Genomic DNA, 22,053 nt, shown 5'->3' with positions numbered 1-22,053 from the left:
GAACCGCTCGATGATCAGAATGGGCTCACGAATGCGTCGACTCTTCTACCGTGGCCGCGGGCAGCCGCATTGCGGGCCACCATGAAGGGCGTGTTCGGGCTCATTTCTGGCCCTTGAAAGAAAACGGACCGCTTTGCGGTCCGTCGAGTTGGGAAGCCGGGTGGAACAATCGTCCATCGCACCGATGTCTCAGCGCTCCCGACTACGATCAGAATGATAAACATGACCGCTGGATTGTGCAATCCAGATTCGCTCCATCCGTATGGGCACGGGCTGACCCGTCCGATTCCTGCCGGGCAGCCGCAGCGGCGATGATTAGGATCGCTCACCCGCCGAACGCCCCTCGCCATCGATAGGGGAAAAGCCCGCGCTTCACTGAGGCAGCATGCCCACGGTAGGTCTGTGGGCATGCTGCCTCAGTGGCGGTGAAACTACGGCCTTTTTTGTGCGCTCACACAAACTCCGGCAGCCCCTCGAATGCCCCTTAAACATATCGGACATTTCCGATATATACTTCTGCCAACAGCGATGCAGTCCCCGCTGGGCTTGTAGTTTCTACGCTTGATATGACGATAGACATCGATGCCATTCACAAGGCGCTTGCGAACCCCGTGCGTCGGGAGATTCTCGCGTGGCTCAAGGACCCGGAGGCCAACTTCCCGGCCCAGGAGCTTCCGCTCGACCAGGGCGTATGCGCGGGACAGATCAACGCGCGCGTCGGCCTTTCGCAATCGACTTGCTCCGGACACATGGCCACGCTCCAAAGCGCCGGCCTCGTCACGGTGAAGCGCATCGGCCAGTGGTGCTTTTTCAAGCGCAACGAGGCCGTCATCCAAGCGTTTCTCGATTCGCTGCGATCGGATTTGTAAGGCCGTTCCCCGGCCCTCAGTCCTTTCGTCGCGGTCAGTTGTTCGTCATCGTTCGATCGACGTAATTCAACGTCATACGGCGGGCGTGCAGCCCGCAACGAGGTGATATTGCCATGCCAACACTTTTCGATCCGCTAGTCGTCGGCGACCTGACCTTGCCGAACCGCATCATCATGGCCCCGCTCACGCGTCAGCGCGCAGGCGACGAGCGCCTGCCCAATGCGCTGATGGCGAAGTACTACGCCGAGCGCGCTTCGGCGGGGCTCATTCTCAGCGAGGCTACCTCCGTTACGCCGCAAGGCGTCGGCTACGCCGCGACGCCCGGCATCTGGTCCGACGAGCAGGTCGAAGGCTGGAAGGTCGTGACGGATGCGGTGCATGCCGCGGGCGGACGCATCTTTCTGCAGCTTTGGCACGTCGGCCGCATCTCGGATCCGATCTTCCTGAACGGCGAGCTGCCGGTCGCGCCGACGGCCATCGCGCCCGAAGGGCACGTGAGCCTCGTGCGCCCGAAACGCCCGTTCGTGACACCGCGCGCACTCGAGCTGCATGAGATTCGCGACGTCGTCGCCGCCTTCCGCAAGGGCGCGGAAAACGCGAAAGCCGCGGGCTTCGACGGCGTCGAGATTCACGGCGCGAACGGCTACCTGCTGGATCAGTTTCTGCAAGACAGCACGAACCGTCGCACCGATCTTTACGGCGGCCCGATCGAGAACCGCGCGCGCCTCCTGCTCGAGGTCGTGGACGAATGCATCGCCGTCTGGGGTGCGCAACGCGTGGGCGTGCACCTCGCGCCGCGCCGCGACATTCATTCGATGGGCGACTCCACCCCGCGTCAAACGTTCGGTTATGTCGCGCGCGAACTCGGCAAGCGGGGCATCGCGTTCATCTGCGCGCGCGAATCGCTCGGCGACGATCGTCTCGGGCCGTTCCTGAAGGAAGAATTCGGCGGCGTCTACATCGCAAACGAAGGGTTCACGAAAGAAACGGCGCAGAAAGTACTCGACGCGGGAGAAGCCGATGCGGTGGCTTGGGGCAAGCTCTTTATCGCAAACCCCGATCTGCCGGAGCGCTTAAAACTCGATGCCGACTTGAACACGCCGAATCCTGACACGTTCTATTCGGAAGGCCCGGTCGGCTATATCGACTATCCGTCGCTCGCCGTAGCTGCCTGAGCAGGCACACAGCGTCTAAACCTGTGCCCGGTTCCGCCGGCGCCTTCCATAACGGAGGCGGCCCGCGGAGCCGGTTGCCGTGCAATGAGCCGCGGGCTGCATGCACATTGCAGCCACATCCGCCCATCGGAACAGTTATCCTTTTGTTCTCGACAAATTCGCGGATGCAGCGTTTCGCCATGACCTCCCCCACCTCGTTTGCCTCCAGGGCCATCGTCACGGGCCATACACGCGGACTGGGTGCCGCGCTATCCGAAGTTCTTTTAGCCCGCGGCTTCGCCGTGCTCGGCGCTGCTCGCAAGCGGCATCCCGCGCTTGCCGCACGATTTCCGGGCGCATTCGAAGAAGTCGAAGTCGATCTCTCCGATGCGCAAGACGTCGAAAGATGGCTCGCCGATGGAAACGTGCAGCGATTCTTGCAAGGCGCCAGGTTGGCGCTTCTCGTCAATAACGCCGGCACCGCCCAGCCGATCGGCCCATGCAGCGCGCAATCGCCCGCGGACGTGGGACGCTCCGTCGTGCTGAACGTCGCCGCACCGCTCATGCTTTCAAGCGCATTCGCCGCGGCAACCGCGGGCGCGCCCGATCGTCGCATCGCTCACGTCTCGAGCGGCGCGGCGCGCAACGCATACGCCGGGTGGAGCATCTATTGCGCGACGAAGGCGGCCTTGGACCATCATGCGCGAAGCATCGCACTCGACGCCGAACCGGCGCTGCGCATCGCGACCATCGCACCGGGTGTCGTCGATACCGATATGCAAGCCGAAATTCGCAATGTCGACGAAGCGCACTTTCCCTCGCGCCAAAAATTCGTCGATCTCAAGCGTTCGGGACAGCTGACGTCGCCGGAACAGGCGGCGACGAAGTTCGTCGATTATCTGCTCAGCGATGCCTATGGCCAGTCGCCGACGGTCGATTTGCGATCGTTGCCGACGCAATGACGCGGTTGCGCGCCCGCTTTGTTCGCATCGAGTGCGGCGCCTTTGATGGTTTTCGTTGATCCTGACAACCACCGCATAAAAGGGAGTAGCAACATGAAAGCATCGCGCCGCACTTTTCTCATTGGCAGCGTCGCCGCCGTCTCAGCACTGACTTGGCAACGCCAAGTCCTAGCCGATACCGCGCTCAAGCTCGATGAAAGTGATCCGCAGGCCAAGCAGTACAGTTACAAGCTCGATGCGACGAAGGTCGATGTCGCGACGTCTCCGGCGTACAAGCCCGGACAGACTTGCGCCAACTGCTCGCTCTTTCAGGGCCAGTCTGGCGATCCCTACGGAGGCTGCATCATTTTCGGCAACAAGCAGGTGGCAGCCGCCGGTTGGTGTAACGCCTATACGAACTCCTAATGCGCTATTAGAGAACGCTTCGCGTTCCGCCAGCCGATGAACGTGGCCTCGACGGTCCGGCTCATATTCCCAAAACTACGATTACGTATGTCCTTCACAGAAGTCCAAGCGGCCCCCGGTTCATGAGCAAGCCCAGCAAACAGCGACATCTCGACAAATTGCTCGAGCAAGCCGTCGCGCTTCAGCAAAACGGCGCGTTCGCCGATGCTGAGGAGCTCTATCGCGAAATCCTCGCCGAACGTCCGCGCCATTTCGATGCGTTGCAGTTGCTCGGCGCACTGTCGTTGCAAACCGGCCGCATCGAGGAAGGTGCCGAACTCCTGAAGCAGGCTCTCTCGATCAACGCCACGCAGGCGCCGCTCTATTCCAATCTCTCGTTCGCGCTGAACTTGCTCGGGCGGCACGAGGAAGCGCTCGCAGCCGCGAATCGCGCGCTATCGCTGAAGCCGGGCTTTTCCGATGCGCTCAACAATCGCGGCATGGCGCTCGCGGCGCTCGAGCGTCCGCTCGATGCGCTCGCGAGCTTCGAGAAAGCGATCGCGGGAAAGCCCGATTTTCCCGAGGCGTGGAGCAACCGCAGCTGCGCGCTGCGCGATCTCGGACGGCCCGCCGATGCCGTCGCGAGCTGCGACCAGGCGCTCGCGCTGCGCCCCGACTATGCCGAGGCCTGGAGCAACCGCGGCAACGCATTGAGCGACATGAACCGGCCGTCGGACGCGCAAGTAAGTTATGAACGCGCGCTCGCGGCGTCCGGGGAATTCGCAGACGCATGGAACAATCTGGGCCTCACGTTCATCGACATGAACCGACATGAGGACGCGCTCGCCTGCTATGACCGCGCACTGGCCCTCGGGCCCGATGCCGTCGAAACACATTGGAATCGCGCACTTTGTCTGCTGCAGATGGGTCGGTTCGACGCGGGCTGGGCCGAGTACGAATGGCGTTGGGAACGCAAGCGCATCAAGGCGGGCAAGCGCGCATTCGATGCACCGTTGTGGCTTGGCGATGCGCCGCTCGAGGGCAAGACGATTCTCCTGCATGCGGAGCAAGGCCTTGGCGACACGCTGCAGTTTTGCCGTTACGCGGCGCTCGTTGCGCGGCAAGGCGCACAGGTCATTCTGGAAGTGCAACCCGAACTCATGCGGCTACTCACGGGACTCGAAGGTGTCGCACAGCTCGTCGAAGCGGGGCAGACGCTGCCATCCTTCGACTACCACTGCCCCCTTCTGAGCCTGCCACTGGCGTTGCATACGGACATATCGACGATACCGGCAAAGACGCCCTATCTCTTTGCCGATCCGAAGGAGTCCGAACGGTTTCGCGCCCGCATTGCCGAAATCGGCGATGAAGCCGAAAACGGAGCCCGAAACGATGCGAAGCTCAACGTCGGGCTCGTCTGGGCCGGAGGCAGCCGGCCACATGTACCGGAGCTGCGCAGAAACGACTCGCGGCGCTCGCTCTCGTTCGAGCAACTCGGCCCGATCATCGATGTGCCTGGCGTCCGTTTCTTCAGCCTGCAGAAGGGGCCGCCCGCCGCGCAGCTCGAAGCCGCGCGCGCGGGCCGCGAAGCAAGCCAGGCTATCGTCGATTGGACCGGTGAGATCATCGATTTCGCCGACACGGCCGCATTGGTCGACAACCTCGATCTCGTCATTTCCGTCGATACGTCGACGGCTCACCTCGCCGGCGCGATGGGCAAGCCGGTCTGGATCATGAACCGGCTCGACACCTGCTGGCGCTGGATGATCGAGCGTTCGGACAGCCCGTGGTACCCGAGCGCCCGTCTCTTTCGTCAGCCCGCGCTCGGCGATTGGGCGAGCGTCATCGATGCCGTGGCTGAAGCCTTGGCACTCAAGAGTCGCGCGAGCTGATCGGTCAACGCCTCGCTCGCCCGCGTCATAGGCGCGCGCAACTCATTGTCGATCAGCCCAAGCGCCGCAAGCGCCGCCTTCACGGGAGCGGGATTCGGTTCGGACGTGAGCGCACGCACGAGGGGCGCGAGCTCGTGAAAAATCGCGCGGCCATCTGCCAGCCGCCCCTCGGCGAGCGCGCGATGCATCGCCACAAAGCGCTCTGTCCGCAGATGCGCGCTGGCCGAGATCGCTCCGCTGCCGCCCATGCAAAGTGTGCTGAAGATCGCGTCGTCGTTGCCGGCCAACACTTGCAAGCGCCCGTCGCGGATCAATGCGAGCGTCGTATCGACAGAGCCCGAGCAATCCTTGATCGCCATGATGCGCGGGTGCGCGGCAAGCGTCAGCAACGTATCGAGCTCGATGCGCACGCCGGTCCGGTACGGAATGTCGTAAAGGACGATCGGCTTCGTGCTCAGATCGGCCAGTCGTTCGAAATGTTCGACAAGCCCCGCCTGCGAAGGACGAATGTAATAAGGCGCGCTGATGAGAAGGCCTGAGACGGGCTGCTCGTTCATGCGCCGCACGCGGTTCTGGAGTTGCGCCGTCTGGTTTCCGGCGAGGCCCGCAATGACGGGCACGCCTTCCGCCTCCCGCAAGATCGTGTCTAGTACCGCATCCTTCTCGTCGAGCGAGAGCGCCGCGGGCTCGCCGGTGGTGCCCAACGCGGCAAAGCCCGCTACGCCGGCCTTGCGATAGCGATCGACGAGCGCCGCCAGCGCGCCGTGGTCAACGGCGCCACGCGAGAACGGCGTGACGAGCGGAATCCAGATACCGGAAAAAATCGACATGTCTTCACCTCGAAAAATGACCGAAGGAATCCGTCGAACAATGAGGGGAAGGCGCAGGGGTGAAAGCCGGTTTGCCGCTGTCCCGTCGCAAGTCCGACGGCAACAGCGTGCCGGTCAGACGAGCAGCTGTTTTTTGGCTTTGGAAACCGGAAGCGCGATCGCACGCGACGCGACGCCTGCTGCGCCGGGCGCGGCGAGCATCTGCGGCATGGCGATCACGAGGAGAAGCGGGTATGCGGGTTCCATTCGGCGCAGTTTATCTGGTGCGCCAGGATTGATCCAGTGCAAATTTAATTCCGTGTCCCATGCGCATCGATCTTTGCGTTGAGCCGCCGCTCCGATGCCCCGCGCGCCACGTGAATTATTGACGCGCGTTGAATGCAGTTACCCATCGCAATCCCTTTATCGGCCAAGGCTCACCAGCAACAATGTTCCGTCGACGCTCTCGCAGACGACGCGCGGGCAAGCGGTATCGCCCGATAAGGCTCATCGTCAGGCGACGCGCGCACATTGCCTCGTTATCCTGGGACCACCCAAATTGGAGCAATCCATGCCATTTGCAAATTAAAAGTTCCCTGAAGGCATCCTCGATCACGCCCGCAAAGAGGAAATCATCCATCGCACGACGGCGATGTTCGTCGAATACTTCGGGGAAGGCGTCCGCCCCTATTCGATGGTGCTCGTCGAGGAAGTCGCCGACGGCGGCTGGGGCCGCGCCGACGAAACGCTGACGCTGGAAAAGATGGGACTGCCGCCGAAATCGAAATGATCGTCGAAATGCGGGTGACCCTCGATGCCGGGGCGCACCAGCGAATATTCGCAACCCGTTCTTGACTTCCACCCACGCCAACGTAATATACGCAGCGCGTACAATTACGACGGCGAGGCCACCCATGAGCGTTCCCCAGCAGGCATTCCTTCGCGACGCCATGCGACGCATGAACATGACGCGCGAGGCATTCGCGAACCGCATCGGCGTGAGCCGTCGAGCGCTCGACACGTGGCTGCTGCCCGACGATTCGCAGGAATCGAGATCGATGCCGGAAATCGTCGGGCGATTCGTATCCGAAATCGTCGGCAACATCGAGCGCGACGAAAACTATACGCAAAGCGTAGACTCTGGGCCACTCGCGAGCAAGATTCTTTTCGAGGGAAAACCACAGCTGCTATCGGTCGATCAGTTCTCGCGTGACGCCGTCGAGTCGCTGTTCCATGTCGCCGACATCATGCAGCCGATCGCGCGCCGCCAGAAGATTTCGCGCGTGCTCGAAGGGGCTGTGCTCGGCAACCTGTTCTTCGAGGCAAGCACGCGCACGCGCGTATCGTTCGGCGCCGCGTTCTGCCGGCTCGGCGGCTCCGTATGCGATACGACGGGCTTCACTTTCTCTTCGATGGCCAAGGGCGAGTCGATCTACGATACGAGCCGCGTCATGAGCGGCTACGTCGACGCACTCGTCGTGCGTCACCCCGAGCAGGGCTCCGTGGCCGAATTCGCGCGCGCGACGAATCTGCCCGTCATCAATGGCGGCGACGGCCCGGGCGAGCACCCGAGCCAGGCGCTGCTCGATCTTTACACGATCCAGCGCGAATTCTCGCGGCTCGGCAAGATCGTCGACGGTGCGCATATCGCGCTCGTCGGCGACCTCAAATACGGCCGGACCGTGCATTCGCTCGTCAAGCTGCTCGCGCTTTATCGCGACATCAAATTCACGCTGATTTCGCCGCCGACGCTGGAGATGCCCGGCTACATCGTCGATCAAATCTCGCGCAACGGGCATGTCGTCGAGCAGACGAGCGAGTTGGCTTCGGGCCTGCGCGGTGCCGATGTCGTCTACGCCACACGGATCCAGAAGGAGCGCTTCGCCGACGAATCGTTCGAAGGTTACACGCCCGACTTCCAGATCAATGAAGCGCTCGTCGAGACGGTCTGCGGGCGCGACACCCTGATCATGCACCCGCTGCCGCGCGACAGCCGGCCGGGCGCGAACGACCTGAGCACCGATCTCAACCACGATCCGCGGCTCGCCATCTTCCGCCAGACCGACAATGGCATTCCGATCCGCATGGCAATCTTCGCGGTGCTGCTCGGCGTTGAAAACCAAGTGCAGCACTCGATGCGCGACGCGACATGGCGGCCACCCGCGTATATCGGTCCTGACGACGCCGTATTTCACGGCATCGATTGATTGAAATAATCACGTAAGCCCCGCTGACCGCGCTGGCAAGCACCCAGCGCGGCATGCGCGCGCTAAGCGCGAGCGGTCCGGGCATCTGACTTGCTGCAAACTCCGACTCGTTGGGACGCAAACTCAGCGTCCATTTCCGCCGTGCTTCATCGCATCGACGAAGTCGACAGCATCGACGCCCAATGGAGCGAGCCGATCGCCATGTCCAAGCCGCCTCTCCCCCCCTCCGACGACGCCAAGGCCGTAAGCCAAACCGAATGCAACCCTGACCTGGCGCGTCGCCGTTTTTTGCAATCGGCCGCCGCGGCCGTCACTGTCGGCGCGGCGCCTCATTTGCACGCCAAGGAATCCCAGATGAATGATGCTTCCGCGCCAGCGCCAACAGGCGCAACGGGAACGGTCCGCTCGCCGGTCATGCCGGTCAAGCTGACGATCAACGGCCGCCTTCATCAGCTACAGCTCGAGCCCCGTGTCACGCTGCTCGACGCGCTGCGCGAGTACGTGGGCCTCATGGGCACGAAAAAAGGATGCGACCGCGGACAGTGCGGCGCCTGTACCGTGCTGGCCGACGGCCGCCGCATCAATTCGTGCCTCACGCTCGCCGTCATGCACGAGGGCGAATCGATCACGACTGTAGAAGGGCTGGCGCAAGCCGGCAAGCTAAGCCCGATTCAACAGGCGTTCATCGAACGCGATGCCTTTCAGTGCGGTTACTGTACGCCGGGCCAGCTCTGCTCGGCGACGGCGCTCATCGAGGAGTTCCGTGCCGGCGCCGCGAGCGCGGCCACGCGCGACGTCCGCGCGAAGCCGACCGAGCTCACCGAAGCGGAAATTCGCGAGCGAATGAGCGGCAACATCTGCCGTTGCGGCGCCTACCCCAACATCGTGGCCGCGGTGATCGATGTCTATCGACGTCAACGCACGGCATAACGCTCGACCCGCACGGTCGAAGCGGAACGATAGGACAACGAAGGAATTCTGATGGAAGCGATTTCCTACGAACGCGCGTCCGATGTCGCGGGCGCCATACGAGCGGCGCGCGAGCCCGGCGCCATGTTCATCGGCGGTGGCACGAATCTCCTCGATTTGATGAAGGGCGGCGCCGCACGGCCCGTCAAGCTCGTCGACATCACCCATCTCGGCAGCGGGCTCGACGCGATCGAGAGGCTGCCCGATGGCGGCCTGCGCATCGGCGCGCTTGTGCGGAACAGCGACGCGGCCGATCACGCGCTCGTCCGCCAGCACTATCCGCTGCTCTCGCAGGCGTTCGTCTCGGGCGCCTCCGCGCAGTTGCGCAACATGGCAACGGTAGGCGGCAATCTCCTTCAGCGGACGCGCTGCCCCTATTTCTACGACACGGCGTTCGCCGAGTGCAACAAGCGCATGCCCGGCAGCGGCTGCGGCGCCATCGACGGATATCAACGCACTCAGGCTATTCTCGGCGCCAGCTCGCAATGCATCGCGGTGAATCCATCCGATATGAGCGTTGCGCTTGCCGCCCTCGATGCAACGGTACGCGTGACGGGCGCCGACGGCGAGCGTGCCATTCCGTTCGCGGATTTTCACCGTCTGCCGGGCGATCACCCTGAGCGCGATACGACACTGCGTCCTGGTGAGCTCATCACGTTCGTCGATTTGCCGCCGCCCGCCTTCCCCGAGCATGCCTATTACCTGAAGGTGCGCGATCGCGCGAGCTACGCGTTCGCTCTCGTTTCCGTCGCCGCGGCACTGCAACTGCAGGGAGGCAATGTTTCGGATGTGCGAATCGCGTTGGGCGGCGTCGCGCACAAGCCGTGGCGCGCGTCCGTCGCCGAGCGCATGTTGAGCGGCGGGCCGCTCAACGACGAGCGATTGCGCGAAGCGGCGGCCGCCGAATTGCGCGATGCGAAGCCGCTTGCCGGCAACCGGTTCAAGGTCGCGCTTGCCGAGCGGGCCATCGTACGTGCCGTCAACGTAGCCGCGGGACGCAGCAGCCCGGGCATTACCGGAGTAGTCGCATGAACATGATCGGTCAACCGCTCGATCGCACCGACGGTGTGCTCAAGGTCACCGGCCAGGCTCAATACGGCGGCGAGTTCCCGGCGGGCAAGCTCGCGCATGGCGTTCTCGTCACGAGCACCATCGCGCGCGGCAACATCGCTTCGATCGATACGAGCATCGCGGAAAACCTCCCAGGCGTGATTCTCGTGATGACCTATCGCAATGCGCCGCGTCTGCCAAACAACGGTCGGCCGAAGGTGACCCCGCCCGCGCTGAGGCGGCTTTCGCTGCTGCAGGACGACGAGGTGCATTACAACAACGAACCCATTGCCGTGGTGGTGGCCGAAACGTTCGAGCAGGCCACCCACGCGGCCGATGCGCTGCGCGTTTCGTATCGGCAGGCCGCACCCGCGCTCGATTTCCAAGCGGCCAAGGCCAACGCCCATCCGCCTCCTTCGATGTTCGGCGGCCCGCCCGACACGAAGCGCGGCAATGTCGAAAGCGGGCTGCGCGAAGGGTCCGTGCGCATCGATGCGGTGTATACGACGCCGATGGAGACCCACAATCCGATGGAGCCGCATGCTGTTCTCGCGTTGTGGGACGGGCCCCGCCTGACGCTCTACGACACGACGCAAGGCGTCGCGAACTCGCAGCAAGCGGTAGCGACGACGCTCGGCATCGCGCGGGAAGACGTCCATGTCATTTCGCCGTTCGTCGGCGGCGGGTTCGGCTGCAAGGGCTCGGTCTGGTCGCACGTCGTGCTTTGCGCGATGGCGTCGCGGCAGACAGGCAGGCCGGTCAGGCTCGCGCTAACGCGTCCCCAGATGTTTGGTCCCGTCGGCGGGCGGCCATACACGGAGCAGCACATCTCCGTCGCCGCGCGCAGCGACGGCACGATCACGGGGTTGCGGCACGATACGTTTGCGAACACCTCGGTGCTCGAAGATTGGACGGAGACCTCGGGCGTCGTCACGCGCATGCTGTACGCCACACCCAATCTCGACACGACACACCGTCTCGTCCCGATGAACGTCGGCATCCCGACGTTCATGCGGGCACCAGGCGAGACCACAGGGACGTACGCACTCGAATCGGCCCTCGACGAACTCGCTTACGCGCTGAAGATGGATCCGGTGGAGCTGCGCCTGAAAAACTACGCCGAAGTCTCGCCGGAGGAAGGCAAGCCCTGGTCCAGCAAGCATCTGCGCGAGTGCTATCGCGTCGGCGCCGAGCGCTTTGGCTGGTCGAAGCGCCCGCAAGCGGTGCGCTCGCTGCGTGACGGCGATACGCTGATCGGCATGGGTATGGCGACGGCCACCTACCCGGCCCACCGTAGCGAGGCGTCGGCGATCGCGCGCATCATGCCCGACGGCACCGCGGTCGTCGTCTCGGGCACGCAAGATATCGGCACCGGAACCTACACGATCATGACGCAAGTTGCCGCGGATGCGCTCGGCTTTCCCGTCGATCGCGTGAGCTTCGGGCTCGGCGACTCCTCGCTGCCGCGCGCGCCGATCTCGGGCGGCTCGCAATCGGCGGCAAGCGTTTCGCCCGCGGTACACGAGGCCGCCAGTGCAGCGCGCGCGCAGTTGATCGCGCTGGCGCGCGCCGACGAAGCGTCGCCGCTGCACGGCCTCGCCGTCGAAGACGTGACGGTCGTCGACGGCTGGGTGGTGAGCCGATCGCAGCCGACGAAGCGCGATCCGGCGGCCGCAATCATCGCGCGTGCCGGCTCACGCCCGATCGAGGCCACGGCCACCGCAAAGAGCGGCGATGAGAGCAAACGTTTCGAATCGCATTCGTTCGGCGCGGTCTTCACTGAGGTCCACGTCGATGCGGCACTCGGGGTGATCCGCGTGCCGCGCGTCGTCGCCGTCTATGACGTGGGCCGGCTGCTGAACGAGAAGACAGGCAAGAGCCAGCTTATGGGCGGACTCGTCTGGGGCATCGGCGCCGCGCTCGAGGAAGAAAGTTCGCTCGATACGCGCTATGGGCGCTTCGTCAACGGCAACCTCGCCGAGTATCACGTGCCCGTCAATGGCGATATCGGCACGATCGACGTGACGGTGCTCGACGTTCCCGATACGAACTTCAACCCGCTCGGCGCGCGTGGCATCGGCGAGATCGGCATCACCGGGATCGTCGCGGCCGTCGCCAATGGCGTCTACCATGCGACGGGGGTGCGCGTACGCGATCTGCCGATTACGCTCGATAAGGTCATGATGCAAATGACGGCCTGACGTCTTGTTTAGTTCTGCTTAAGAAGCTGAACACATCCACTATGCACATCGGTACATGCGGTATGCTTGCGGCGGCGGGCGGCGCCATGCGGGATCGGCGGCACTGCCCTCCATCGCCGAACAACCGGATGCCCCGATGACCTATGCCTCCCTCGCCACCGGTCTGCTCCTCGCCGCGGGACGCGGCACGCGCTTCGATCCGACCGGTCAGCAAAACAAGCTCCTCGCACCGCTTCCCGATGGCACGCCTGTCGCGCGTGCCGCGGCGCAGCGGCTCCTTGCCAGCGTTGCGCGCGTCGTCGCTGTCGTGAGAACCGGCGACGAAGCGCTCGCCCATTTGCTCAACGACGCGGGCTGCGATGTCATCTTTTCGAGCGAGGCGGAACGCGGCATGGGCGCAAGCCTGGCCGCCGGGGTCCATGCGAGCGCTGACGCCGATGGATGGGTCGTCGCGCTCGCCGACATGCCCTGGATCGCCCCCGAAACCATCGAAGCGGTCGCACGGCGTCTCGGTCAGGGCTCGTCGATCGTCGCGCCGGTCTATCGCGGTCGGCGCGGGCATCCTGTCGGATTCGGCGCCATGCACGGTACGGCGCTCGCGGCACTCAATGGAGACGTCGGCGCACGCCTGCTGCTGGAGTCGTCGGATTTGACGACGATCGACGTCGATGATGCGGGTGTCATCGCCGATGTCGATACGCCGGGGGATTTGTTGCGCTAGTGAGGTGCTGTTTTTCATTCGTCCGCGGCCGTGCACATTCAGCAACGCATGCATGGACCCAGCCCGACTATCCCCGGTACCGGCGATTGCAACGCCCACCAAGCTATCAACCCCGATAGGTTGAACCCTCTCCGCTGCGTCAATACGATGCCGCCTACCGATCGAGATTAATTTATCTCGATCGCGCGATCCCAACCCTTCCGTGTCGCAGCCGCCGAGGAATTGCGATGGCCGTGGCATGGGTGGTCCCAATGCCGGAAACACCTTCCGACATCCCCCGCAGGGGGCATCCTGCACCGACCATTTAGGAGTACGAAATGAATGAAGTCCTGAGCTACTTCGAAACGACGGCGGTCAACACGATGCCGGTGAAGATGGGCGTCTGGTAAGCAAGCGCCCGATGACGGTGGAAGGGGGACGAGCGGAACCCACGCGCTCCCCCTTCGCGTTCCGACTGGAGAGCCTCGTCCATGAACCTGCTTCGTCAGCAGTCCCTAGTCAAGTTCGATCGCCAATTTCCCATTTACAACTTCTTCTTCCCGAGCCAGGGAAAAGAACGGTCCACACGCACCTTCTCCGAAATATGGACCGAAGCGAACCGGCACGCGCGATCGCGTGCGCTCTACTTCCATATCCCGTTTTGCGACACCATCTGCAATTTTTGTCCTTTCACGCGCGGTAAGTACTCCGAACGCACGGTCATCGATCGCTACTTCGATTCGTTGCTCTCGGAGATTCGCATGAAAGCCGATCTTGCCGATCTCAAAGGCATCCCGATCGGCGCCATATTTTTCGGTGGAGGAACACCGAGCCTGCTCGACCCCGATCAAATCGTCGAAATCGGCGAACTGATCCGCAATACGTTCGATCTCTCTCATCTCCGCGAGTTTTCGTTCGAAGTCGAAGTGAAGAGCCTGACTCGCGAACGAGCGAATGCCATGCGCGAAATCGGCGTAACCCATCCCCGCTTCGGCCTGCAGACGTTTTCGCAGAAATGGCGAGACATGTTCGATCTGACCGCTACATTGCCCCAGGTTCACGAAGCGGCCGTATTGCTGAAGGAGATATTCCCGTTCCAGACATTCGACATCCTGTACGGAATGAGCGGACAGGACGAAGAGGAATTGATCTCGGACCTGACCCAGGCGGTCCAGCTGGGCACCACGAATGTCGATATCTACCCGATCGACAACATCGTCACCCAAGTCGGCCTTCACGCCAAGCTCGCCCAGGCGGAGGCAGCGCCAACTTCCGCGATGCGCAAGTTCAGCATGAATGTGCTCGTCGATCAATTCATGCGGCATGCCGGGTTCATGCCGCACAACGGCCACGGATACGTGCGCGCCCCGGTGACGTCCGCGGTGGTCAGCGACGACTACTCGTTCGTCTATCACGAGCATGTCTACGGCTACCATGATTTCGACCTGATGGGCTTCGGCGTCAATGCAATCAGTTCGACGATGGGACACGTGACGACGAACACGCACAGCAGAAACGCCTACAGCGAAAAGATCGCGCATGGTGCCATTCCATGCGAAACGAGCGAGCACGACAATTCGCTCGACTACGCGCGTCCGCTCGTCCTCCGCCTTGCCTACCACGGGCACGTCGAAAAGCCACGCCTGGAGTGGCACCGCGTGCATCCCGAAGTGATCGCCAAGCTCGATCAGCTCAAACAAGAAGGCTTGGTGACGGAAGACGAAAGCTCCCTCTCGCTGACGAAGCTCGGGTGGTACTGGTATGTCGACATCATGTACTTCCTGATGCCCAAAGCCGATCAATTGCTGATGAACGCGCTGGTCGCTCAAAGGCTGCAAGACCCCGGACGGTCCTTCACCAAGCGCGAGCTGCTTTATCCGGTCGTCTCGCTCAGCTCCGCGGCGACTCAATCATGATCACGATGCTTCGCCGAGAGCGCCCGTTTACCGTGCTGCTCTCGGGTAACGTCCTTTCGCAAATCGGCGACGGCGTCCACGAATTCATCTTCATTGTGGCCGTCCTCGAAGCGGCGAATAACGACGTGGCGCTCGCCGGCCTCGTCTACTTCTTCCGATTCATCCCCTATCTCGTCCTCGGGCCGCTCGGCGGCGCACTGTCGGATCGTGTTTCGCGGCGCGCGCTCATGCTCGGGGCGGACCTCGCGCGCATGTCGATTACGGCCTGTTTCTGCGTCCTGCTGGCGAACGACCGCGCCGGGCTCGCATCGCTCGCCGCCATCGGCATGTCGATGACGTCGTTCAGGACGCTTTTCCAGCCCGCGTTCCAAGGGACTATCCGGTCGCTGGTGCGCACCGAGCATCTGCCTGCCGCGAACGGCGCCACGCAGTTGGCCGCGGAAATCGGCAGCCTCGTCGGGCCGGCGCTCGGCGGCTTAGCCCTGTCCGCGATAGGCAACGCGGGCTTCGTCCTGGTACTCGACGCGGCAACTTACCTACTATCGGCGGCTTGCATTCTCCTGGCCGCGCCGAAACCGGCAGCAGCCGATCCGCAAACACCGTCAGGAGCCCTAACCGTTCGCGGCCTCTATGGCGATTTCCTCCGAAACCTGAGAGAAGTCATGATCGCGCGCGATCTGCTTGTCACGATCGCCTGCTCGGCGCTATGCATTTTTTTCGCCGGCGCCGCGTTGCGAATATTGATTCCTTCGATGCTGAAGGGCGCCAGCTACAGCGAGAGCGCGATCGGCTACGCGATGAGCGCCATCGCGTTCGGCGCGATCGTGGGCGCCGCGCTTTGCAGCAAGATAGTCAGCGACTTCAGCACCCGGACGCTGATGCTTTGCTGGTTCGCTTACGGTCTCGCCCTGGCACTGCTGCCTGCGGGCCTATCGAGCGCATCCGCCATCTTCTGCGGGTGTTTCATCCTCGGCAGCTTCGGTGCATTCGTCGACGTGATCTTGCCCACGAATATTCAAAAGCTCTCCACGGGCGGGAATCTCGGCAAGAACTTCAGCCTCTTCTCGACGCTCGCGAACACCGGCGAGGCATTGTCGGGCGGCTTCGCCGGTGCTTTGACCTCGCATGCTTCGACGAGCTTCAGCATTACGATCATCGGAATCATGGTCGCGTCGATCGCCTATGCGGGCAAATTGAAAGCAAAGTCGATGGCAATCCATGTCTGACGGCAGCTACCTCGCATACGGGCGTCATGTCATCGTCGACATCGCGGAAACCCCGGCCGCTATCCTCGACGACATGGACCGGCTCGAGCAGGCGCTCGTCAGCGCCGCCGTCGCCGAAGGCGTCACGGTGCTCGGCACGCTCAAGCACGCATTCGACCCGAGCGGCGTCACAATTTTGCTTTTGCTCGCCGAATCGCACGTCTCCCTCCATACCTACCCCGAGGAAGGCAAGGCCTTCTTCGATGCATTCACCTGTGGCGCTCGACATGAGCCGCTCAGACTCTTTCGAAGGTTCGCAGCGATGACCGCGGTGCGTGGATATAAAATACTGCGCTGCGAACGAGGGGGTTGATATGCAGCAAAGAATTCTTACTGGCATCACCACAACGGGCATTCCGCATCTTGGCAACTATGTGGGCGCAATTCGCCCTGCCATTGCGGCAAGCTCGGCTTCGGGCGTCGAATCGTTTTTCTTTCTGGCCGACTATCACGGTCTCATCAAGTGCGACGATCCCGTGCGCCTCTCACGTTCGCGCGTCGAGATCGCCGCGGCATGGCTCGCGTCGGGCCTCGACCCCGAGCGAACCTACTTCTATCGGCAAAGCGACGTCCCCGAAACGCTCGAGCTCTATTGGCTGCTGACCTGTGTCACCGCCAAGGGGCTCATGAATCGCGCGCACGCCTATAAGGCGGCGACGGACAGCAACGAAGCGGAAGGCGAGGACATCGATGCCGGCGTGACGATGGGTTTGTTTTGCTACCCGATTCTGATGGCCGCCGACATCCTGCTCTTCAACGCGCACAAAGTCCCCGTCGGCCGCGATCAGCTTCAGCACCTCGAAATGACGCGCGATATCGCGCAGCGCTTCAATCAACTGTTCGGCAACGGCAAGGAATTGCTGACGCTGCCCGAAGCCGTCGTCGGCGAACAGGCGGTTCTGCCCGGTCTCGACGGGCGAAAAATGAGCAAGAGCTATGGCAATACGATCCCGCTCTTCGCCGGCGGACGCGATGGGCTCTCGGCCGGCGTCATGAAGATCGTCACCGATTCGAAGCTGCCGGGCGAGCCGAAGGACCCCGATGCGAATCCGATCCTCACGCTCTATTCGGCGTTCGCCGGCGCCGACGAATCCGCGGCATTCCGGGCCGAGCTCGCGAGCGGTCTCGGTTGGGGCGAAGCCAAATCGCGCCTCGTCCAATGCATCGAGCGTGAACTGGCCCCGATGCGCGAACGTTACGAATCGTTGATGGCTGCGCCGGCCAAAGTCGAAGAGATTTTGCTGGCGGGGGCGGACAAGGCGCGCGCGCTCGCACGCGCGTTACTGGAAGAACTGCGCGACGCGGTGGGTTTGCGCGGCTTTTCTTCGATTGGCGCCGCCGCTCACCCGGCGGCACCGAAGGCGGTCGCGGCGGCATCGTCGAAACCGCCGACGATGCGGCAGTACCGCGAGTCGGACGGCAGCTTCCACTTCAAGCTCGTGTCCAGCGGCGGAACCGTGCTGCTTCACGGTGGTCCCTTCGAGAGCGGAGCGGAGGCCGGCCGCACGATCCGGGCGCTGCGCGAGACGCACGGCCAGTCCGATGAGCTGCCGATGCACGTCCGAATCAACGCGGAACTGGCGGGCGATGAAGTCGAAGCCGGTCTGCAGGCCTGGGTCGACTCGTCTGGTGACTGAGCATGGATGGGACGGCGACGGCCGCTCGCGCGACAAGCGCTCAGTGGCTCTGAGCCGTCTCGTTTCCTTTCAAGGAATGCCCTATAACTGAGCCAAAGGAGCCCGCTTTCCCGCCAAGCCCACTTTGCTGACGAGGCTGTCATGGATTACTACATGCATACCACGCCCATCCCCGAACCGCTCGCGGACCCGACGCGAGACCCGGAGGGCGAGCCGTTCGTTCCGCCGCCCCCCGGCCATCACAACGACGAGCCCCAGCGTCCCGAAGGGCCGCCGGACAAGGACCCGGTCTGATGCGCCGCAAGCCCTAATCCTATAGCCATCGCTCCCTCAATCAGGGTTTCCCCCGCTGCGTCGCCACGGGCGAGGTGTCGATAAGCCGGTCGGGTGCGAGTGGTTTCTCGCATTCTCGACCCAGCCGTCCGGGTCACGAATTTGTCAGACGGATCGACTACTCGATGGAAGGCGCATGCAAAAAATGACTTTGAACCAGAAGCTCGGCTCGATGATCGCCGTGCTGTGGATCGGGCTGATTCTCATTGCCGTGGCCGGCGTCTGGCAATACCGCGCGTCGATGCTGAAAGATCGCCGCGAGCAGCTGATGTCGGTGGTGCAATCGGCCATGAGCATCGTCAAGCGCGACTACGAGCTTTCGCAGCAGCATGCGATGAGCGAGGACGATGCGAAGAAGAAGGCGCTCGAAGCAGTGGCCGCCATCCGCTACGGGCGGGACGGCTATCTTTCGATCAACGACTCGAAGCCCGTGATGCTGATGCACCCGATCAAGCCGCAATTGATCGGAAAGGACCTGGCGAACTTCACGGATCCCGCCGGCAACCATCTCTTCATCGATCTCGTGCGCGCGGGAAGCCAGGAAGGCGGCGGCTTCGTCGACTATCTCTGGTCCAAGCCCGGCAGCGAAACGCCCGTTCAAAAGAAATCGTATTCGCTGCGCTTCGCGCCGTGGGACTGGGTGCTCGTCACCGGCATGTATATGGACGACGTCAATGCGGAATTCGTCAACGCGATCATCCGCTGGTCCATCATCACGGGCGTGCTCGGCGTCCTTGCCACTGTGGCGATGGTGCTCGTGCTGCGCAGCGTGCGGCGCGGCCTCGGCGGCGATCTCGAGGTTGCGATCTCCACGGCGCAACGGATTGCCGAGGGCGATCTGACCGCGCATGTGCCCGTCTCGTCCGACGATCACGGCAGTCTCATGCACGCGCTTGCGCAGATGCGCTCGGGTCTCGCCGATGCCGTGTCGCGCGTTCGCATGGGCGCCGAAAACATCAACGTGGGGGCGAGCGAAATCGCCGCCGGCAACATCGACCTGTCGCAACGCACCGAGCAGCAAGCGGCGGCACTCGTTCAGACCGCGTCGAGCATGGACGAGATGACGGCCAATGTGAAGCTGAACGCCGATAGCGCCTCGCAAGCGGCCCATCTTGCCGAGCAAGCCGCCGACGTCGCGACGCGCGGCAGCAGTGTCGTCGACGACGTCGTGCGGACGATGAGCGAGATCACATCGAGTTCGCAGAAGATCGGCGACATCATCGGCGTCATCGACGGCATTGCATTCCAGACCAACATCCTGGCCCTCAATGCAGCCGTCGAAGCGGCGCGCGCCGGCGAGCAAGGCCGCGGGTTCGCCGTAGTCGCCTCGGAAGTGCGCAGCCTCGCGCAACGTTCGGCGACGGCGGCCAAAGAGATCAAGGCACTGATCGAATCGTCGACGAGCACGGTCGATCAAGGGGCGGCGCTCGTTGCCAACGCCGGATCGACGATGGGCGAAATCGTGCAATCGGTGCGACGCGTCAACGAGATTCTCGAAGAAATCAGCCATGCGTCGCGCGAGCAGAGCGCAGGCATCGAGCAGGTCAATCGCGCGGTCGGGGAAATGGACAAAGTGACGCAGCAGAACGCCGCGCTCGTCGAGCAAGCGGCGGCTGCCGCGCAATCGCTGAAAGATCAGGCAGGCGTGCTGCGCGATGCAATCTCGGGATTTAGATTGCCCGCCTGAATTACAAATTCATTACAATACACCGTCAAATCGACGGTGCCGCGCCATCGTCGAAAGCGCTCATTGCCGCGCCGGGTCTCCCGGTCCAATTCCGCTCCTCGATGCTGGTCAAGAAACGAACGTCACGGCCTTTTGCAGGGCCCGAGAAAAATCCCATCCTCGCGCCACGCGTCCCTGCGTGGCGCTCCACGCTCGTCATGGCGGTCATGGGGCTCGCCTTCGGCGTGCTCGCTGCGCGCGCAGTGTGGGTGCAGATCGTCGCGCACGATTTCCACGTCGCGCAAGGGCAAAAGCGTTATCGAAGGACGGTCGAGCTCGATGCGATGCGCGGCCCGATCGTGGACAGACACGGCGCGCTGTTGGCCGTCAGCCTGACAACCTACGAAATCTGGGCCGAACCCAGGCGCATCGAACGTTCGGCTCATGTAGCGCTCGCGCGAGCGCTTGCGCTTCCCGTGCCCGAGCTCGAACGGCGCCTCGCTACCGAGCGTACGTTCGTCCTGCTCGAGCGCCACGTCGACATGCAGACCGCGAACTCGATCGCCCGCCTCGGACTGGCCGGCGTTACGCACGTCGCTGCGTCGAAGCGCTTTTATCCTGAAGCGGAATCGGTTGCGCACGTCATCGGGTTCACGGATATAGACGATGACGGCCAGGAAGGGATCGAGCTCGCCGCCAACGCCCTGTTGGGCGGACAGGCGGGAGCACGCGATGTCATTCGCGACCGGCTCGGCCGCATCGTTTCGGAGCTCGCGCCGCCCGTTCCCGCGTGCAACGGACAAACGGTCCGGCTGACGATCGATCGTCGCATTCAGCAACTCGCTTTCGCACAACTGCAAGCCGCCCTCGCCCGGCATGGCGCCCAGGCAGGCAGTGCCATCGTGCTCGACGCCCGCAACGGGGAGATCCTGGCTCTCGCCAACGCGCCGAGCTTCGATCCCAACCAACAGGCGAGCCGCAAAGGTCATGCATTGCGCAATCGCGCGCTGACCGATACGTTCGAGCCCGGCTCGACGATCAAGCCGCTCGCGGTCGCGCTCGCACTCGATGCTGGCCTCGTGAAGCCGACGACGCTCGTCGAGACGGCGCCTGGTCATTACACGATCGGCCCGAATACGATTCACGACACGTCGAATCACGGAACGATCACGATCGCCGAGGCGGTGGCGAAGTCGAGCAACGTGGCAATGGCCAAGCTCGCGTTGAATCTGCCGGCCGAGCGTATCTGGAGCAAGTATCGGGAATATGGCATCGGGCAGGCACCTCAATTGCCGTTTCCCGGCCTCGCCGCGGGCAGCATGCGACCGTGGCAGCGCTGGCGGCCGATCGAGCAAGCGACGATGGCATACGGATATGGCCTGTCGATGTCGCTGCTGCAAATCGCCGAAGCGTACACGGCGTTCGCCGGCGACGGCACGCTGCGGCGTGCAAGCCTCGTCATCGACGATCAAGACGCCACATCCGATTCCTCGTTCGATAGACAGCAGGCGCGCCCTGCTCCGCGCGTAACGGCGCCCGAAACAGCGGCGGCGATCCGCGAAATGCTCGAGGCGGCGGCCGCGCCAGGGGGAACCGCCGAGGGGGCGCGCATCGAGGGTTATCGCGTCGGCGGCAAAACCGGGACGGCTTGGAAGCACGTGGGCACAGGCTACGAGAAGGGCAAATATCGCTCGCTTTTTGTGGGACTGGCACCGATCGACGCGCCGCGCATCGTGGTTGCGGTCATGATCGACGAGCCCGAGGGCCGCACGTACTACGGCGGCAAGGTGGCCGCCCCCGTCTTCGCTTCGATTGCCGGCGGGACGTTGCAACTGCTCGGCATACCGCCCGATGTGTGACGGTCCACCCGCCCGGCGCCGATGGTTCGCATCCGGCATCGATGTTTCGTATGCGGCAGCGGCGGCTTGGGTTTCTGCAATGCTCTCCCGCGCACCCTCCGGTTTTGCGCCAACTTGTTTTCACCGCCAAACGTACTAACGTTTTCAATGCGGCCATGAGCCGCACGAGAAGGCGAATGC

The 22,053-nt window shown here is 63.2% G+C and carries 20 protein-coding genes and 1 pseudogene; 18 read left to right on the top strand and 3 right to left on the bottom strand.

The window, feature by feature from the left end; genetic code table 11:
* Positions 1-566 precede the first annotated feature (566 nt).
* The 5 genes from B0G57_RS14055 (at position 567) to B0G57_RS14035 (ending at position 5,261) form a co-directional block, all read left to right on the top strand.
* On the top strand, positions 567-869 hold the full coding sequence (locus B0G57_RS14055; RefSeq protein ID WP_018444013.1) for an ArsR/SmtB family transcription factor: 303 nt from the start codon (positions 567-569) through the stop codon (positions 867-869).
* 113 nt (positions 870-982) lie between these two features.
* Positions 983-2,044 carry an alkene reductase gene (locus B0G57_RS14050; RefSeq protein ID WP_018444012.1) on the top strand — a complete coding sequence of 354 codons (1,062 nt, stop codon included), beginning with the start codon at positions 983-985 and terminating at the stop codon, positions 2,042-2,044.
* Positions 2,045-2,223: 179 nt separating this feature from the next.
* Complete coding sequence (locus B0G57_RS14045; protein ID WP_026230285.1) at positions 2,224-2,985, top strand: SDR family oxidoreductase; 762 nt, start codon at positions 2,224-2,226, stop codon at positions 2,983-2,985.
* A 93-nt stretch (positions 2,986-3,078) separates the two neighbouring features.
* The gene (locus B0G57_RS14040) at positions 3,079-3,390 is read left to right on the top strand and encodes a high-potential iron-sulfur protein (RefSeq protein WP_026230284.1); all 312 of its coding nucleotides are present in this window, start codon (positions 3,079-3,081) and stop codon (positions 3,388-3,390) included.
* 122 nt (positions 3,391-3,512) lie between these two features.
* The gene (locus B0G57_RS14035; RefSeq protein WP_018444009.1) at positions 3,513-5,261 is read left to right on the top strand and encodes a tetratricopeptide repeat protein; all 1,749 of its coding nucleotides are present in this window, start codon (positions 3,513-3,515) and stop codon (positions 5,259-5,261) included.
* On the opposite strand, the gene dapA is transcribed toward B0G57_RS14035, so the two are convergent.
* Both dapA and B0G57_RS31110 read right to left on the bottom strand, forming a co-directional pair.
* Positions 5,183-6,091 carry a 4-hydroxy-tetrahydrodipicolinate synthase gene (gene dapA, locus B0G57_RS14030; protein WP_018444008.1) on the bottom strand — a complete coding sequence of 303 codons (909 nt, stop codon included), beginning with the start codon at positions 6,089-6,091 and terminating at the stop codon, positions 5,183-5,185. The two genes, B0G57_RS14035 and dapA, sit on opposite strands and share 79 nt — an antisense overlap.
* 114 nt (positions 6,092-6,205) lie before the next feature.
* On the bottom strand, positions 6,206-6,379 hold the full coding sequence (locus B0G57_RS31110) for a hypothetical protein (protein ID WP_158256615.1): 174 nt from the start codon (positions 6,377-6,379) through the stop codon (positions 6,206-6,208).
* A gap of 292 nt (positions 6,380-6,671) precedes the next feature.
* Between B0G57_RS31110 and B0G57_RS31740 the strand changes: the two are divergent.
* The 6 genes and pseudogenes from B0G57_RS31740 to B0G57_RS14000 all read left to right on the top strand — a co-directional run.
* Positions 6,672-6,860 (top strand): annotated as a pseudogene (locus tag B0G57_RS31740) (tautomerase family protein); the annotation flags it as partial.
* A gap of 124 nt (positions 6,861-6,984) precedes the next feature.
* Complete coding sequence (locus B0G57_RS14020) at positions 6,985-8,277, top strand: aspartate carbamoyltransferase (RefSeq protein ID WP_018444004.1); 1,293 nt, start codon at positions 6,985-6,987, stop codon at positions 8,275-8,277.
* A 201-nt stretch (positions 8,278-8,478) separates the two neighbouring features.
* Entirely contained in the window at positions 8,479-9,207 is a 729-nt protein-coding gene (locus tag B0G57_RS14015; protein ID WP_083925836.1) for a 2Fe-2S iron-sulfur cluster-binding protein, read from the top strand.
* A gap of 51 nt (positions 9,208-9,258) precedes the next feature.
* Entirely contained in the window at positions 9,259-10,278 is a 1,020-nt protein-coding gene (locus tag B0G57_RS14010) for an FAD binding domain-containing protein (RefSeq protein ID WP_018444002.1), read from the top strand.
* On the top strand, positions 10,275-12,497 hold the full coding sequence (locus B0G57_RS14005) for a xanthine dehydrogenase family protein molybdopterin-binding subunit (protein ID WP_018444001.1): 2,223 nt from the start codon (positions 10,275-10,277) through the stop codon (positions 12,495-12,497). Before B0G57_RS14010 ends, B0G57_RS14005 begins: the two co-directional genes overlap by 4 nt.
* Before the next feature lie 136 nt (positions 12,498-12,633).
* Entirely contained in the window at positions 12,634-13,218 is a 585-nt protein-coding gene (locus tag B0G57_RS14000) for a nucleotidyltransferase family protein (RefSeq protein WP_026230283.1), read from the top strand.
* A gap of 334 nt (positions 13,219-13,552) precedes the next feature.
* Here B0G57_RS14000 and B0G57_RS31105 read toward each other — a convergent pair whose 3' ends face one another.
* Positions 13,553-13,690, bottom strand: coding sequence for a hypothetical protein (locus tag B0G57_RS31105; RefSeq protein ID WP_018443999.1), 138 nt, complete (start codon positions 13,688-13,690; stop codon positions 13,553-13,555).
* On the opposite strand from B0G57_RS31105, the gene B0G57_RS13995 reads away from it, so the two are divergent.
* From B0G57_RS13995 to B0G57_RS13970, 7 genes are all read left to right on the top strand, one after another.
* Complete coding sequence (locus tag B0G57_RS13995) at positions 13,689-15,113, top strand: coproporphyrinogen-III oxidase family protein (RefSeq protein ID WP_018443998.1); 1,425 nt, start codon at positions 13,689-13,691, stop codon at positions 15,111-15,113. The two genes, B0G57_RS31105 and B0G57_RS13995, sit on opposite strands and share 2 nt — an antisense overlap.
* Positions 15,110-16,339 (top strand): MFS transporter, encoded by a 1,230-nt coding sequence (locus B0G57_RS13990; RefSeq protein WP_018443997.1) that lies wholly within the window; start codon positions 15,110-15,112, stop codon positions 16,337-16,339. Before B0G57_RS13995 ends, B0G57_RS13990 begins: the two co-directional genes overlap by 4 nt.
* Complete coding sequence (gene speD / locus B0G57_RS13985) at positions 16,332-16,691, top strand: adenosylmethionine decarboxylase (RefSeq protein ID WP_018443996.1); 360 nt, start codon at positions 16,332-16,334, stop codon at positions 16,689-16,691. The genes B0G57_RS13990 and speD overlap by 8 nt, the downstream gene beginning before the upstream one ends.
* 1 nt (position 16,692) lies before the next feature.
* Positions 16,693-18,015 (top strand): tryptophan--tRNA ligase, encoded by a 1,323-nt coding sequence (locus B0G57_RS13980; RefSeq protein ID WP_018443995.1) that lies wholly within the window; start codon positions 16,693-16,695, stop codon positions 18,013-18,015.
* A gap of 141 nt (positions 18,016-18,156) precedes the next feature.
* Positions 18,157-18,309, top strand: coding sequence for a hypothetical protein (locus tag B0G57_RS31350; protein ID WP_018443994.1), 153 nt, complete (start codon positions 18,157-18,159; stop codon positions 18,307-18,309).
* Positions 18,310-18,493: 184 nt separating this feature from the next.
* Positions 18,494-20,035 (top strand): methyl-accepting chemotaxis protein, encoded by a 1,542-nt coding sequence (locus B0G57_RS13975; RefSeq protein WP_026230282.1) that lies wholly within the window; start codon positions 18,494-18,496, stop codon positions 20,033-20,035.
* A gap of 101 nt (positions 20,036-20,136) precedes the next feature.
* The gene (locus B0G57_RS13970) at positions 20,137-21,873 is read left to right on the top strand and encodes a peptidoglycan D,D-transpeptidase FtsI family protein (RefSeq protein ID WP_018443992.1); all 1,737 of its coding nucleotides are present in this window, start codon (positions 20,137-20,139) and stop codon (positions 21,871-21,873) included.
* Positions 21,874-22,053: the final 180 nt, after the last annotated feature.

This window comes from Trinickia symbiotica (assembly GCF_002934455.1).
Taxonomy (GTDB): domain Bacteria; phylum Pseudomonadota; class Gammaproteobacteria; order Burkholderiales; family Burkholderiaceae; genus Trinickia; species Trinickia symbiotica.
The sequence above is the reverse complement of the archived record's forward strand: the minus strand, read 5'-3'. Positions and strand labels throughout refer to the sequence as shown.